The following is a 14,525-nucleotide window of genomic DNA, read 5'->3' as shown; positions in this document are numbered from 1 at the left end:
GGGTGACGTGGCCGATCGGAAGGGTGCGGGCCGCCACCGGTGGCCCGCCTGATCTTCAGGTTTCCGAGAGGGGGAGCGATGGACGCAGTGAACGGCCAGTCCGGCAGCGGCGGGGCCGACCTGCTGATGGTGATGCAGGTGATGGCGCAGCGTCAGGTCTCCCGGGTGCTGGCCCAGCGGGCGGCCGACGCCGCGCTGGTGGCCACCCAGGCCGCGCAGCAGGCCGCGCTGCAGGCGATCGGCGCTGGTCGCGTCGACATGTACCTGTAGGACACAGGACCCCCCGGCGCGGGCCCTAGGTCCGAAGCTGGGACACTGCACTGGTGACAGACGTCAGTGCGGATTACCCGGCCGACGCTCCCGCCTCGCAGGCGCTCTTCGATCGCGCCTCCATCGTGACCCCTGGCGGTGTCAACTCTCCGGTGCGCGCTTTCCGCGCCGTGGGTGGCACCCCCCGGTTCATGGTCCGGGGTGAGGGGCCGTACCTCTTCGATGCCGACGGGCGGCGTTACGTCGACCTGGTCTGCTCCTGGGGCCCGATGATCCTGGGCCACCGGCACCCGGCCGTCGTCGAGGCGGTCACCGCGGCTGCTGCGAACGGGTACTCCTTCGGCACCCCCACCGAGGGTGAGGTGGCCCTGGCCGAGGAGATCGTCGCCCGGGTCGCCCCGGTAGAGCAGGTGCGCCTGGTCTCCAGCGGCACCGAGGCCACGATGAGCGCGATCCGCCTGGCCCGCGGCTTCACCGGCCGCGCCAAGATCGTGAAGTTCGCCGGCTGCTACCACGGCCACGTCGACAGCCTGCTGGTCGCGGCCGGTTCCGGGGTGGCCACCTTGGCCCTGCCCGACACCCCCGGAGTCACCGGGGCCGCGGCCGCCGACACGATCGTCCTTCCTTACAACGACGTCGAGGCCCTGCAGCAGACCTTCGCCGCCGAGGGCGGGAGCATCGCCGCGGTGATCACCGAGGCCGCCGCCGGCAACATGGGCGTGGTCCCGCCGACCCGCGAGTTCGAGGCCGCGCTGCGCGATCTCACCCGGCTGAACGGCGCCCTGCTGATCTCCGACGAGGTGATGACCGGCTTCCGGGTCTCGAAGGCCGGCTGGCAGGGACTGTCCGAGAGTGGGCCCGAACCGGACCTGTTCACCTTCGGCAAGGTGATGGGCGGCGGCTTCCCGGCCGCCGCGTTCGGCGGGCGCTCGGACGTGATGGCCTACCTGGCCCCGGCCGGCCCGGTCTACCAGGCGGGCACCCTTTCGGGTAACCCGGTGGCCACCGCCGCCGGCCTGGCCACCCTGCGCAACCTCACCGACGACGTGTACGGCCACCTGCTGGCCCAGGCCGGCAAGCTGGCCTACGCCGTGCGGGACGCGCTGAACGCCGAGGGCGTACCGCACACCATCCAGTTCGCCGGCTCGATGTTCAGCGTGTTCTTCACCGAGCAGACCACGGTGAGCAACTACGAGCAGGCCCGGCAGCAGGACCTGCCGGCGTTCTCCGGGTTCTTCCACTCGATGCTGAGCCAGGGCGTCTACCTGCCGCCCAGCGCGTTCGAGGCCTGGTTCCTGTCCGCGGCCCACGACGACGCGGTGCTCGAGCAGGTTGTCGCCGCGCTGCCCGCGGCGGCCAAGGAGGCTGCAAGGATGTCGCAGTGACCAGTCAGGAACACCCACCCAGTGGGGAGAGCGCGGCTCCGGCCAGCAACGACGAGCTGATCAACCCCGACGTCCCGCCCGCCCCGGACCATCTGCCCGAGGTGGACCCCGACATCAACGCCGGCCTGGTCCGCCCGCCGGCCGGTGACGAGGCCAACCATCGCACCGTGGTGCACCTGCTGCGCCACGGCGAGGTCCACAACCCGCAGGGCATCTTCTACGGCCGGCTGCCCGGTTTCCGGCTGTCCGACCTGGGGCACCGGATGGCCGAGCGGGCCGCCGGCTTCTTCGCCACCCGCGACGTGGTGCTGGTGATCGCCTCGCCGATGGAGCGCGCCCAGCAGACCGCCGAGCCGGTCGCCCAGGCGCACCACCTCGAGGTCGGCACCGACCCGCGGATCACCGAGGGCACCAGCGTGTTCCAGGGCCTGACCTTCGGGGTGGGCGACGGCTCGCTGAAGCACCCGCAGCACTGGTGGCACCTGCGCAACCCGTTCCGGCCGTCCTGGGGCGAGCCCTACGAGCAGGTCGCGGCCCGGATGCTGGCCGGTGCGGCGGACGCCCGGGACAAGGCCGTCGGCCACGAGGCGGTGCTGGTCAGCCACCAGCTGCCGGTCTGGATGGCCCGGCTGAAGGTGGAGAACCGCCGGCTGTGGCACGACCCGCGCAAGCGCGAGTGCTCGCTGGCCTCGGTCACCTCGATCACGTACCACGACGACCGGGTGGTCTCGGTGGCCTACACCGAGCCCTCGCGCGACCTGCTGCCCGGCGCACAGAAAATTGCGGGAGCCTGAGCTTCATGTTCTCTGCCCGACCCCTGATCGCCGCCGGTGCCCTTCTGCTGGCGCTGGCGGGTTGCTCGAACGCCGCCGCCGACGACGGTACGGCCGTCGACGGTGGCGCCGTCCAGGTGATCCCGGCCGGCGACCGCAAGGAGCCGATCGAGATGACCGCCGAGACGCTGGAGGGCGAGCAGCTCAACATCGCCACGCTGCGCGGCAAACCGCTGGTGCTGAACGTCTGGGGCTCGTGGTGCGGGCCGTGCCGGACCGAGGCGCCGGACCTGCAGCAGGCGCACGAGGAGCTCGGCGAGGACGTGAACTTCCTGGGCCTGGCCTTCCGCGACACCGTCGCCGGGGCGAAGACCCACGAGAAGGAGTACGGGATCACCTATCCCAGCCTGTTCGACGAGGGTGACCTGCTGCTCAACCTGAACGGCGCGGTCACCTCGCAGACCATCCCGGTCACCCTGGTGCTGGACGAACAGGGCCGGATCGCCGGGCGTTACGTCGGCATCGTCACCACGGTCACGCTGAAGAACCTGGTCGAGGACATCTCGGCGGACTCCGCGGCATGACCGGCCTGTCAGGCACCGTGCTGGACGGGCCGCTGCTGCTGGCCGTCCCGATCGCGGTGCTGGCCGGGCTGGTCTCGTTCGCCTCGCCCTGCGTGCTGCCGCTGGTGCCCGGGTACCTGGGCTACGTCACCGGCCTGACCGGGGAGGACCTGGAGCAGCAGCGGCGCGGCCGGATGGTGCTCGGGGTGCTGCTGTTCATCGCCGGCTTCACCGCGGTCTTCGTCACGATGGGCTGGGTGGCCGGCGCCATCGGCAACTCGCTGATGCAGTACAACGACGTGATCACCCGGGTCCTGGGCGGCGTCACCATCCTGATGGGCCTGGTCTTCGCCGGTCTGGTCCCGGGAATGTCCGGCCTGGAGAAGCGGCTGGACATCCGCCCCACTGCCGGCCTGCTCGGCGCCCCGCTGCTGGGCGTGGTCTTCGGCCTGGGCTGGACCCCGTGCATCGGCCCGACGCTCACCGCGATCGTGTCGATGTCCAGCGGCTTCGGCGACGCCCGGCGCGGCGGGCTGCTGGCCTTCGCCTACTGCCTCGGCCTGGGCCTGCCGTTCCTGCTGGCCGCGCTGGCCTACCGCCGGGCGATGAACGCCTTCGGCGTGCTGCGCCGGCACCGGGTGGCGATCACCCGGTTCGGCGGCCTGATGCTCGTGCTGATCGGGGTCCTGCTGGTCAGCGGGTTCTGGGGCTACCTGATCGCCCGGAGCCAGGGCTACATCGCCGACTTCCAACTGTGGCTGTGAGATGAGCACCGACTTGCGTGACGGGCAGAAGCCCCGCCTTCCCGAGACCGAGGACCAGTCCCGGCCGATCGTCCAGCCCCGGCTGGGCCTGCTGGGCTGGCTGCGCTGGATCTGGCGGCAGCTGACCAGCATGCGCACCGCGCTGATCCTGCTGATGCTGCTGGCCCTGGCCGCGGTGCCGGGCTCGCTGATCCCGCAGACCCGGATCGACCCGAGCGCGGTGACCGGTTTCGTCGAGGACCACCCGGACCTGGCCCCCTGGGTGCGCCGGCTCGACGGTTTCGACGTCTACGGCTCGCCCTGGTTCTCGGCGATCTACCTGCTGCTGTTCATCTCGCTGATCGGCTGCGTGGTGCCCCGCACCCGGCTGCAGTTCAAGGCGCTGCTGGCCAAGCCGCCGAAGGCCCCGCGCCGGCTCGAGCGGATGCCGGTACACGGCACCGTGACCACCACCGACTCGCCCGAAGAGGTGCTCGCCAAGGCCCGCAAGGCGTTGCGCCGCAAGTACTACCGGGTGCACGCGCACGACGGGCAGACCCTCTCGGCCGACCGGGGCCTGCTGCAGGAGACCGGCAACCTGCTCTTCCACCTCTCGCTGGTCGGGCTGCTGGCCGCGATGGCGATCGGCTCGTTCGTCAGTTACTCCGGCCAGAACGTGGTGATCGTCGGCGACAAGTGGGCCAACACCCTGCCGCAGTACGACACCTTCGAGGGCGGGCGCAACGTCGGCGCGGACGACCTGCCGCCGTACTCCTTCACCCTGAAGAGCTTCACCGCCGAGTTCGACTCCGAGTCCACCGGCGACCAGTTCGGCGCCGCCCGGGACTTCGAGGCCAAGGTCGACCTGGTACGCGAGCCCGGCGCCGAGCCGCAGGAGCAGACCATCCGGGTCAACCAGCCGCTGGACGTGGACGGCGCCCGGCTCTTCCTGGTCGGCAACGGCTACGCCCCGGTGATCACGGTCCGCGACGGCGAGGGCAACGAGGTCTGGTCCGCCGCGGTGCCGTTCCTGTCCAACGACGCGAACTACACCTCGACCGGCGTGGTGAAGATGCCGGACGCCAAGCCCGAGCAGCTGGGGCTGCTGGGCGTGTTCCTGCCCACCGCCGGCACCGATCCGGACACCGGCGCCGAGGTCTCGGTCTTCCCCGACGACGACAACCCCAAGCTGCAGGTCTACGCCTTCACCGGCGACCTGGGCCTGGACGACGGGGTGGCCCGCTCGGTCTACGTGCTCGACGAGGGAAAACTCGAGCAGGTCAAGAACGCCGAGGGCGAGCAGTTCACCCAGACGATCGGGGTCGGCGAGAGCGTGGAGCTGCCCGGCGGCAACGGCACCGTCACCCTGGACGGGGTCAGCCGGTACGTGGCCCTGGACATCCGGTACGACCCGACCAAGGTCTACGCCCTGGTCTTTGCTCTGATGGCCCTGTTCGGCGTGACGGCCTCGCTGTTCGTCCGCCGCCGCCGGGTCTGGTTCCGGGTCACGCCCGGTGCCGACGGCACCACTGTCGTCGGGATCGGCGGACTCTCCCGGACCGAGGACACGCAACTCGCCGAAGAGGTGCGTAGGCTCCTTACAGCCGCAGTTCCGACCCGGGTGAAGGAGTCCCCGGAGACCAGCACGGACACTGCGGCGACCGATCCGACGCCCCCTAGCGAGGGCGCTGCTACTGACCGGAGCACCCAGCCGGGCGAAGGAGTCTGACGTGGGCGTCAACGAGAACCTGGCGCAACTGAGCAACAACCTGATCTACAGCGCGATGGCCGCCTACGCGGTGGCGCTGATCGCCTTCGCGATCGACCTGTCCGGCCGTGGCCGGGTGGCCAACGCCGGCCGGGAGAAGGAGCTGGTCAACGCCGGCAGTCCCGGCGTCACCGTCACCGGGGCCGGCCCGGAGCTGCCCGCCACCTCGATGGCGGCCGGCGACAAGCCCAGCGAGAAGCGCCAGACCGTGGCCATGGCGATCATGGTCACCTGGCTGGCCTTCGTCCTGCACACGGCCGGGGTGATCCTGCGTGGGGTCGCGGTCGAGCGGGTGCCGTGGGGCAACATGTACGAGTTCTCGATCAGCGGCGCGGTGATCGTCACCGGGGTCTACCTGGCCGCCCTGTGGCGGATGGACCTGCGCTTCCTGGGCACCTTCGTGATCGGCCCGGTGCTGCTCAGCCTGGGCCTGGCCGTGGCGGTGCTCTACACCGAGGCCGCCGAGCTGGTCCCCGCCCTGCAGAGCACCTGGCTGGTCATCCACGTCTCGGTCGCCTTCATCGCCTCGGCGCTGTACGTCCTCGGCTTCTCGCTGACCGTGCTCCAGCTCTCCCAGGACCGCCGGGAGAGTCTGCGGGCGGGCGGCAAGGAGCCCAGCCGCGGCCAGTTCATGGACAAGCTGCCGGCCTCCGACGTGCTCGACCGGGCCTCCTACCGGCTCTACGCGATCGGTTTCCCGCTGTGGACCTTCACCCTGCTGGCCGGGGCGATCTGGGCCGAGAAGGCCTGGGGCCGCTACTGGAACTGGGACCCGAAGGAGATCTGGAGCTTCGTGATCTGGGTGGCCTACGCCGCCTACCTGCACGCCCGGGCGACTCGGGGCTGGGACGGCCGGCGCGCCGCCTACCTGGCCTGCGTGGCGTTCGCCTGCCTGATGTTCAACTACTTCGGGGTCAACATCTTCTTCTCCGGGCTGCACGCCTACGCGAAGTGAGTGCAGGTCGTCGATTTGTGATTGAAAGAGTGATTTAAGGCCATTTCCGACTTTCTTAACCGATGGGCCGAGCGTGCCGCTTAATGATTGCCGTCATATTGCACACGCAGTCGTTACCCAGGAGTCTGGCGTGGCCGCGGGCAGTAGGCAGGGCGCCATCCGCGGTGGGTATGGGAGGTTCCGTGGGTATGAAAAAGTTCTTGGCTGCTTTCGCGGCGGTGGCGGCGATCACCGGCGGTACGTTGGTGGCTGGGGCGTCGTCGGCGTCGGCTCACGCCATCACATGCCACACGTTGGCTGGCAAGCCCTATCGGACGGGCTCGGAGCGGCCGTATTCGGTTGGCGGTTACGGACGGGTTGACTGCGATGACATCGTGGACGGTCGGGAAATGATCGTTCAGTTGCAGATCTATGAGGGCAAATGGCGCAACTACGGAAACCCGACAGAAACACATAACCGTGGTATGCACGTCTCCCTCTACGATGGGGCGCCCTGCAAGCAGGGAATCAACCGATATCGCCTACACGTAAAGAACACTGGCCGTCATCACAACACGCAGACGAAGACCGTGACCAGTGAGAGCGTCCAAGTGAGTTGCTAATAGCGGGTTTTGCCACTGCCGCGTCCGGCGTTGGTCGGAAAGGGCGGGGCCTGCCCTGCACCTGTGATGTGCGAAGGAGCGTCTGGAGTGGTGGACCAGCGGGCATTGTTAACCGGGGATGGGGTCTATACCCCGGACTGGGAGATGCCCTCAGAGGGCGAGTCTGGTCGTCCGGTGCCGTTGTCGTTGAAACTCGCCGAGTCCAGCCAAGCCGTTCTTGTGGTGCATTCCTTCTCGCTCTACTCCACGGGTTTGCGTTTCTCGCTTCACCTGCAGTTGAAGGAAGGGCGGCAAGATCCGTTCATCTTGGCTGAGCTCTCGGAGAATTGGAGTGAACTGGAGGAATCGTGTATTGCTGCGGGCGAAGGACTGCGTTGGGGGCTTGAGGTGGGCGCGACGCTGATCATCGATGCTCGCGATGCCGAAGGTGGCTACACCGGGCCGGTCGGAGAGGATGGGCAGCCGATGCTGCCTGTTCTGACCCCTGGTGGAGGGTGGGGCGACGAAAGTCAGGCGGTCCGCGAATTCTGGTTGTGGGGTGTGTCTGCTGAAAGACTCGCCATCTTCTGTGAGTGGCCTCGTTTCGGTATCTTCTTTCAGAAGGCTGCCGTTCCGTTACCGGACCGCAAGAACGAGTTGTAGCTCACGTCGGGTGCTACAGACGTCGGTGTCGTAGGGGTTGGGTGAAGCGCGAGCGAACCGAGCGACTCCTAGCCGGAGCGCCTACCATTGGGCGATGGTCAGAGTTCTCTTCGTGCTCGCGGCGATCGGCATCACGATCTACGCGGCCATCGACTGCCTGCGCAGCTCCGACGACGAGATCCGCACCCTGCCCAAACCCTTGTGGCTGCTGCTGATCTTCGCGGTGCCGTTCTTCGGGGGGCTGATCTGGATCGTGTTCGGGCATCAGGCGGCGCCGGGCAACCAGCCCCCGCGCCGCCTGCGCTCGCTCGGCCCGGACGACGACCCGGACTTCCTGCGAACCCTCGAGTCCCGCCAGCCCAGGCCGGACGACGAGGACAAGAAGAAATAGCCCCTACCGCCGGGTGCGCAGCCGCAGGTCCCGGGCCATGCGCAGGGTGAGCAGGCTGGTCACGTCCTGGGCCGACATCGGCCGGGCGATCGCGTGCCCCTGCACCGCGTCGGCCCCGATCCGGCGGGCCCCCTCGAGCTGAGCGGAGCTGGCCACCGATCCGCAGATCACGTTCAGCCCGAGCGAGTGGCCCAGCTGGGCCAGCGCCCGGGGCACGTCGTCGGCCTGGCCCAGGTCCCCGGCCAGCCGCCCGTCCAGCTTCACCGCGGTGATCGGCAGCCGGCGCAGCATGGTCAGCGAGGTCCCGCCGCCGCCGAAGTCGCTCAGCGCCACCGAGATCCCCAGCGAGCGCAGCATCCCCAGGGTGATCAGCGCCTGGCCCGACTCGGTCAGCTCGCCCGCGCTGATCTGCAGGGTCAGCGACGAGGCGGTGAGCCCGCGGATCGCCAGCTGCGCGGCCACCTCGTGGGCGAAGTCCGGGTCCTCGAGCTGGGCCGGGGACAGGCTGACCCACACCTGATCCACCCCGACCCCCTCGTGCCGCCAGATCACCAGCGCGGCCAGAGCCCGGTTGATCGTCTGCAGGCCCAGGGTGACGCCCAGGCCGAGCTCGTCGGCCAGCGCCACGAAGCCGGGCGCGGGAACTGTGGTTCCGTCGCTGCGGCGCCAGCGTGGCAGGGCCTCGGCGCCGCAGATGTGGTCGTCGTCCTCCAGGCTGGTGCCCAGCGCGAGCATCGGCTGGAAGTCCACCCCGATCTGGCTGCGGGCGACCGCCTGGCGCAGTTCGTTCTCCAGCCCGGCCTGCTGCCGGGTGCGGGCGCGCACCGCCCGGTCGAACATCGTCCAGCGCCCCCGGCCACCTCGCTGCGAGATGCGCACCGCCTCGTCGGCGCCCTGCAGCAGGTCCTCGGCGGTGATCAGGCCCGGGCCGCACACGGCGCCGCCGAGCGAGCACGACAGGGTGAACTCGCGGCCGCCGACCAGGGCCGGTTCGCGCATCAGCTGGGTGATCCGGCGGGCCACGTCGGCGCAGGTGTCGGTGTTCGGGGCGAGCACGTCCTCGGTGAGCAGCACGGCGAACTGGTGGCGGGAGACCCGGGCCACCAGGTGGTCGGCGAACGCCTCGGCGATCCGCCGGCCGGTCTGCCCGGCCAGGTCACCGGCCACCTGGGCGCCCAGGTCGTCGGCCAGGTCGTCGAACCGGTCCAGGTCGGCCAGGACCAGCCCGACCGGCTGCTGGCTGCTGCCCCAGGTGACCGGGTCGGGCCCGGTCAGGGCCACGGCGACCGCCCGCAGCAGGCCTTCGCGGTTGGGCAGGCCGGTGGCCGGGTCCACGGTGGCCGAGGCGAGCACGGCGGCGGTCTCGGCCCGGGCCCGCAGCTCACCAGCCTGCGCGGCCGTGGCCGCCCCGGCCAGGCGGCGGCGCGCGGTGGTGGAGGTGATCCCGACCAGCGCGGTCACGAGAATGCCGGAGGCGAGCGCGATCTGGATCCCCATCGACGGGTGCGCCTGAGGGTTGAGCAGCAGCCGGGCCACGCGTTCGGGGCCGTCGGCCATGACGCGGCCGATGAGTGCGGCGGCAGGGGAGGCGATGGCCAGCGCGGTGACCACCCAGCCCGCCGTGGGGCTCAGCAGCAGGGGGTACGAGGCCGCCGTGGCCAGGGTGATCACCAGCGAGACCGGGGTCATCGCCGGATCCAGGATGGGCAACGAGGCCGCCGCGGAGAACAGGATGGCCGAGCGCAGCACCCGGGCGGTCTGTCCGCCAGGCAGGATCAGGGCCAGCAGACCGGCCGCCGGGAGAGCGGACAGGGTCAGCCAGACCTGCGGAGACGCGGCGATGGCCCAGGCGCTGGCGCTCGCGATCATCGAAAGGACGGCTGTCAGCAGGGCTTCGGGCACCCGGCGGGGTTCGCTGGTGGGTGCCGGGGGAGCGGGGTGCAGATCTACCCCGGGCTTCAGCCCGACGATCGGCTGGGTGACGATCTCGGCCTGCGGGACGACGGGTGCCGCCGGCTTCTCGGGGACCGGCAGGGGCGGGAGCGGGCGCCGGATCAGCTTGGGTCCGTCGGAAAGATCGATCGCCAGCGGAACCGGTTGTTCCCATTCGGCGGTGTCTTCCGGATCGTCGGCGCCCGACTCGGGAACGAGCGTCCCCTCGTCCTGCTTCGCCGTCCGCGGCCAGGGAATCCGGCCGGCACCGAAAGCTACTGTGTCGAATCCGCTCTCGATCGGCCCGGAAGGGCTGTCCCGCAGCGGGTTCGGGATCGCCAGCGGCGGTGTGAGCAGGGGTGCCGGTAACGCCGGGCGCTGGTTCGAGGCGGCTTCCCGACGGCGCAGCCGCACCCGGGAACCGCGCCGGCTCAGCCGTCGGAACCGGCCCCGCCGGAAGACGGAGCCTTCGGCCAGCGAAGTTCCGGGACGGCCTTCACCACTGGGATCGGCCCCGAGAAGCTGCATGATTTCTCCCTGCCGGCAGGCGCCGTGTGATCACCCGGTCGGGTGAACGCTGATGCGCCTTGCTTCGGCAGGTGCCGGGAAGATCTTGACGGCCGATCCGAGGGTGTGCGGTGCCCGCCCGGCGGCGCCGGTTACCCTGAACGGTGTGCACCAGGCCCTGATCAAGTACACCGCGATGCGGGTGGCGATCTTCGTCGCCGTCCTGATCGTGCTCGGTCTCCTCATGGGCGGCAGCCTGCTGCTGATCGTGATCGCCTGGGTGATCTCGGTGGCGCTGTCGTACCTGTTCCTGAGCAAGCCGCGCGAAGAGGTCAGCATCGCCCTGGCCGAGCGCACCCAGCGCCGTCTGGACGACAAGGCCGCCGCCCGTGCGGCCGGGCTGGACCGCTCGGACGACGAGGTGGAGGACGACCTCGCCGCCGAGCAGATCTCCCCGGACAAGCGGCCCTAGAAGGCCAGGCCCACGCCCATCAGCGTGGCCCAGACCAGGCCCAGGCGGCCGGTCCCGGCCAGCGCCGGGATCAGGCCCAGGCCACTCGCCCCCGAGGTCACCGACAGCACCGGGCCGCGGGCCAGCGGCAGGGCCAGCAGCGACAGCGCGGTCCACGGGTACCAGGGCGCGATCACCAGGGTCAGCACGAACGGCGTGGCCACCAGGAAGGTGTAGAGCACCCGGGTGCTGGCGTCGCCCAGCCGTACCGCCAGGGTGCGCTTGCCGCTCACCGTGTCGGTCGGGATGTCGCGCAGGTTGTTGGCCACCAGCACCGCGCAGGCCAGCGCCCCCATCCCCACGGCCGCGCCCACCCCGGTCCCCGAGATGGTGCCGACCTGGGTGTACATCGTGCCCAGGACGGCGACCAGGCCGAAGAAGATGAACACCGCCACCTCGCCCAGCCCGGCGTAGCCGTAGGGCCGCTTGCCGCCGGTGTAGTACCAGGCCGCCAGCACGCACAGCACCCCCACGCCGAGCAGCCAGTAGTGGCCGGACAGCAGCACCAGGACCAGCCCGGCCAGCGCGGCCACCCCGAAGCTGGCGAAGGCGGCCCGCTTCACCTCGCCGGGCTCGGCCGCCCGCGACCCGGTCAGCCGGAACGGCCCCACCCGGTCGTCGTCGGTGCCGCGGATGCCGTCGGAGTAGTCGTTGGCGTAGTTCACGCCGACCTGCAGGGCCAGCGAGACGATCAGCGCCAGCACGGCCGCGAACAGCTCCCGTACGCCCCAGCCCAGGTCCTGGCCGATCGCCGCGCCGGTCCCGGCCACCACCGGGGCGACCGAGAGCGGGAGGGTGCGCAGCCGCGCGCCCTCGACCCATTGCGTTGGGGTGGCCATGCTCGTGTTCCTCTCAGACTGCTTCGGACGGCGGTGCACTCGCCAGGATCTGCGCGATCGCCGTGCGGTCGGGCTTGCCCGGTCCCCGCAACGGCAGGCTCTCCAGGACGGTCAACTGCCGGGGCGCGGAGCGGGCCTCGGTGACCGCCGCGCGAACCTGGGCCAGGGTAGGGGGAATCGCGCCCGGCGAGAGCACGACGGCGGCGGCCACCCGCTGCCCCCACTCCGCATCCGGCAACCCGACGACCACGGCTTCCGCTACCCCGGGGAGGCGAGTCAACGCGTCCTCGATCGGGCCGGGTACGACGTTGACGCCACCGCTGATGATCACCGAGTCCAGACGTCCCCCGATGTTCAGCTTCCCGTCGGCCCAGGAACCGTGGTCGCTGGTGACGAACTGCCCGTCCTGAAAGGCGCTGTCCTGCGGGCTTCCCAGGTAACCGCGGGCCAGGGTCGGCCCGCCGATCCGGATCCGGCCGTCGGTCTCGTCCAAGGTGATCTGCACCCCGTCCAGCGGCACCCCGTCGTAGACGCAGCCGCCCGCGGTCTCGCTCATGCCGTACGTGGTGACCAGTCGCACGCCTTCCTGGGCGGCCCGCTCCAGCAGGGCCGGGGCGGCGGCGGCTCCGCCCACCAGGACCGCCTCGAAGCGGCGCAGGGCGGCCGTGGCGTCCGGGTCCTCCAGGATCCGCACCACCTGGGTGGGCACCAGCGAGGTGTAGAGCCGGGATCGGGTCAGGGCGGCCGTGGCCTCGGCGAAGCCGCCCGGGGTGAAGCCGTGCGTGAGGTCCATCACCCCCGGGGTGGTGCCGGCCACCAGCGAGCGCACCAGCACCTGCAGCCCGGCGATGTGCTGGGCCGGCAGGGCCAGTAGCCACTGCCCGCTGCCGCCCAGCCGGTCGTGCGTGGCCGCGGCCGACGCCAGCAGGGCCGAGGCACTGATCAGAACCCGTTTGGGGACGCCGGTGGAACCGGAGGTGCGGACCGAGACGGCGGTCGGGTCGGCCGGGTCGTCGTCCGCGCCGAGCAGCGGGACCGGCGGCTCGAGGAGCTCGAGGACCTCGCCGGAACCGGGACGCGCTGTGGATTTGCGGTGACTTTGTGGGACTTCGTTGCTGAGAGCGAGGGCCGGTCCGTTGCCCGAAAGCGCCGCCCGAAGGCCCGGGAGAACCTCCCGAATACGCTCATCGGCGCAGGTCAGCCGGGTTTCGAGGAAACGTGGAGGGGTCCCGGTCGGCACCGGCCAATGCTAATCGGTGACCTGATCGGCCAGCGCGGCAGGTTCCCCCGAAGGTTGGTTAGTGGCAGGCTGGCGCCCGTGCATTCCGTGGAACAGGCGCTGGCCGCTATCGGCCGCGCCGAACCCGAGGTGGCCGAGGACGCTCGGGCGGCTTGGGACTCTCTGACCGGGGGTGAGGGTCCCGAATCGGTGACGCAGTGGCGGCTCCAGCAGTTCTGCTGGGACGAGCTGAACCGGTCGTGGATGTCCGACGCGCAGGGCCGCTGGCGAGTAGCCACCGCCCTGGCCGCGCTGCTGGACGGCCTGAGTATGCAGCGCTACGCCGGGATCGCGCGTAGCGACACCACCCGGCAGATCCTTTTCACCGGTGACCAGGCTCCCGACCGGGGCCGCACGGTGGTGCGCCGGGCGATGCAGCGCTCGGGCATCGAACCGCCCGACACCGAGCTGCTGACCTGGGGCGCGATCATGGGCCCGGCCGAGGGCCAGGCCCGCGAGGCGGTGGCCGACCGGCTGGAGCTGGCGGTGGCGGTCGGCGACCTGCAGCCCGGCACCCGGGGCTGGCGCGACTCGCAGGCCGAGATCACCCTGAACGTGCTGCTCTCACCCCGGATGGACCTGTCCGGCGAGGCGCTGTACGACCAGATCCTGGACGAGCGCCTGGACGACTGGATCCGCGGCCCGCGCTCGACCACCCGCGGCGGCCTGCTGGCCCCGCTGGAGACCTCGCTGCGGGAGAACGTGGACCCGGGCATGGCAGCCCCGGCCCGGGCCCTGCTGCGCCCGCTGGACTGGCTGCTCACCGAGATCGGCGACGGCCTGGCCCTGACCGCGGCCGGCTATCTGCCCCCGCGTACGGTCTCGCGCGCGCTGGACGAGCTGGGCTGGCGGGACGAGCTGATCGGCCCGGCCAACCGCGAGGTGGACGCCTACCCGGTGCTGGTGCTGCGGGAGACCGCGCAGCGGCTGGGCCTGTGCCGGCGCCGGGCCTCCCGGCTCACCCTGACCCCGAGCGGCCGGGCCGCGCTGAACGACGGCCGCACCCTCTGGCAGGCGGTGGCCGCCGGGCTGGTCGGCCCCGAGCACTCGGCCCTGGCCGTGGCCTGGGAGGTCGTGCTGGCCGTGCTGGCCCCGGGCGACGTGGTCGGCGAGGAAGACGTGCGCACCCTGGTCCAGGCCGTGATCACCGAGTCCGGGTGGCGGGTGGCCGGCCGGCGCACGCCGTCCGAGAGTGACACCAGCGCGCTGTTCTTCGCGGTCCTGCGGGAGCTGCGCTGGATGGAGCTGGTCGAGGAGTCCGGCGCCCTGCTGGACCGGCAGCTGCGAGCCCGTTCCGGTGCCGCCGACCTGTTCCGGGCCGCGCTGCGGCACCGGGTCCTGCACCGCGACATCGTGCCCTTCTAG

General features: G+C 71.0%; 15 protein-coding genes. 12 read left to right on the top strand and 3 right to left on the bottom strand.

Features of this window, described 5'->3' with window-relative positions; genetic code table 11:
* The first annotated feature begins 78 nt into the window (after nt 1–78).
* From LR394_RS19825 to LR394_RS19780, 10 genes are all read left to right on the top strand, one after another.
* On the top strand, nt 79–270 hold the full coding sequence (locus LR394_RS19825) for a hypothetical protein (protein WP_231444091.1): 192 nt from the start codon (nt 79–81) through the stop codon (nt 268–270).
* 53 nt (nt 271–323) lie between these two features.
* The gene (gene hemL / locus LR394_RS19820) at nt 324–1,655 is read left to right on the top strand and encodes a glutamate-1-semialdehyde 2,1-aminomutase (protein ID WP_231444089.1); all 1,332 of its coding nucleotides are present in this window, start codon (nt 324–326) and stop codon (nt 1,653–1,655) included.
* A 125-nt stretch (nt 1,656–1,780) separates the two neighbouring features.
* Nucleotides 1,781–2,449 (top strand): histidine phosphatase family protein, encoded by a 669-nt coding sequence (locus LR394_RS19815; RefSeq protein WP_407937086.1) that lies wholly within the window; start codon nt 1,781–1,783, stop codon nt 2,447–2,449.
* Between the two features lie 5 nt (nt 2,450–2,454).
* Nucleotides 2,455–3,012: a TlpA family protein disulfide reductase gene (locus tag LR394_RS19810; RefSeq protein WP_231444085.1), complete on the top strand. Its 558-nt coding sequence runs from the start codon at nt 2,455–2,457 to the stop codon at nt 3,010–3,012.
* A complete protein-coding gene (locus LR394_RS19805; protein ID WP_231444083.1) occupies nt 3,009–3,755 on the top strand; it encodes a cytochrome c biogenesis CcdA family protein in 747 nt (248 codons plus the stop codon). The genes LR394_RS19810 and LR394_RS19805 overlap by 4 nt, the downstream gene beginning before the upstream one ends.
* A 1-nt stretch (nt 3,756) precedes the next feature.
* Complete coding sequence (gene resB, locus LR394_RS19800; protein WP_231444081.1) at nt 3,757–5,463, top strand: cytochrome c biogenesis protein ResB; 1,707 nt, start codon at nt 3,757–3,759, stop codon at nt 5,461–5,463.
* A 1-nt stretch (nt 5,464) separates the two neighbouring features.
* A complete protein-coding gene (ccsB, locus tag LR394_RS19795; protein WP_231444079.1) occupies nt 5,465–6,457 on the top strand; it encodes a c-type cytochrome biogenesis protein CcsB in 993 nt (330 codons plus the stop codon).
* A gap of 188 nt (nt 6,458–6,645) precedes the next feature.
* Nucleotides 6,646–7,059: a hypothetical protein gene (locus LR394_RS19790; protein ID WP_231444077.1), complete on the top strand. Its 414-nt coding sequence runs from the start codon at nt 6,646–6,648 to the stop codon at nt 7,057–7,059.
* 87 nt (nt 7,060–7,146) lie between these two features.
* Entirely contained in the window at nt 7,147–7,701 is a 555-nt protein-coding gene (locus LR394_RS19785) for a hypothetical protein (RefSeq protein WP_231444075.1), read from the top strand.
* A 94-nt stretch (nt 7,702–7,795) separates the two neighbouring features.
* Nucleotides 7,796–8,092 (top strand): PLD nuclease N-terminal domain-containing protein, encoded by a 297-nt coding sequence (locus LR394_RS19780; RefSeq protein WP_231444073.1) that lies wholly within the window; start codon nt 7,796–7,798, stop codon nt 8,090–8,092.
* Nucleotides 8,093–8,095: 3 nt separating this feature from the next.
* Here LR394_RS19780 and LR394_RS19775 read toward each other — a convergent pair whose 3' ends face one another.
* The gene (locus LR394_RS19775) at nt 8,096–10,552 is read right to left on the bottom strand and encodes a GGDEF and EAL domain-containing protein (protein ID WP_231444071.1); all 2,457 of its coding nucleotides are present in this window, start codon (nt 10,550–10,552) and stop codon (nt 8,096–8,098) included.
* Nucleotides 10,553–10,697: 145 nt separating this feature from the next.
* Between LR394_RS19775 and LR394_RS19770 the strand changes: the two genes are divergently transcribed.
* Nucleotides 10,698–11,003, top strand: coding sequence for a DUF4229 domain-containing protein (locus LR394_RS19770; protein WP_231444069.1), 306 nt, complete (start codon nt 10,698–10,700; stop codon nt 11,001–11,003).
* Here the strand turns inward: LR394_RS19770 and LR394_RS19765 are convergent.
* Both LR394_RS19765 and menE read right to left on the bottom strand, forming a co-directional pair.
* Nucleotides 11,000–11,881, bottom strand: coding sequence for a 1,4-dihydroxy-2-naphthoate polyprenyltransferase (locus LR394_RS19765; protein WP_231444067.1), 882 nt, complete (start codon nt 11,879–11,881; stop codon nt 11,000–11,002). The two genes, LR394_RS19770 and LR394_RS19765, sit on opposite strands and share 4 nt — an antisense overlap.
* A 13-nt stretch (nt 11,882–11,894) precedes the next feature.
* Entirely contained in the window at nt 11,895–13,121 is a 1,227-nt protein-coding gene (gene menE / locus LR394_RS19760; protein ID WP_231444065.1) for an o-succinylbenzoate--CoA ligase, read from the bottom strand.
* A gap of 78 nt (nt 13,122–13,199) precedes the next feature.
* Between menE and LR394_RS19755 the strand changes: the two genes are divergently transcribed.
* A complete protein-coding gene (locus tag LR394_RS19755; RefSeq protein WP_231444063.1) occupies nt 13,200–14,525 on the top strand; it encodes a hypothetical protein in 1,326 nt (441 codons plus the stop codon).

It is taken from the genome of Kineosporia babensis (genome assembly GCF_021129305.1).
Taxonomy (GTDB): domain Bacteria; phylum Actinomycetota; class Actinomycetes; order Actinomycetales; family Kineosporiaceae; genus Kineosporia; species Kineosporia babensis.
This window is presented reverse-complemented; position numbering and strand designations above follow the sequence as displayed.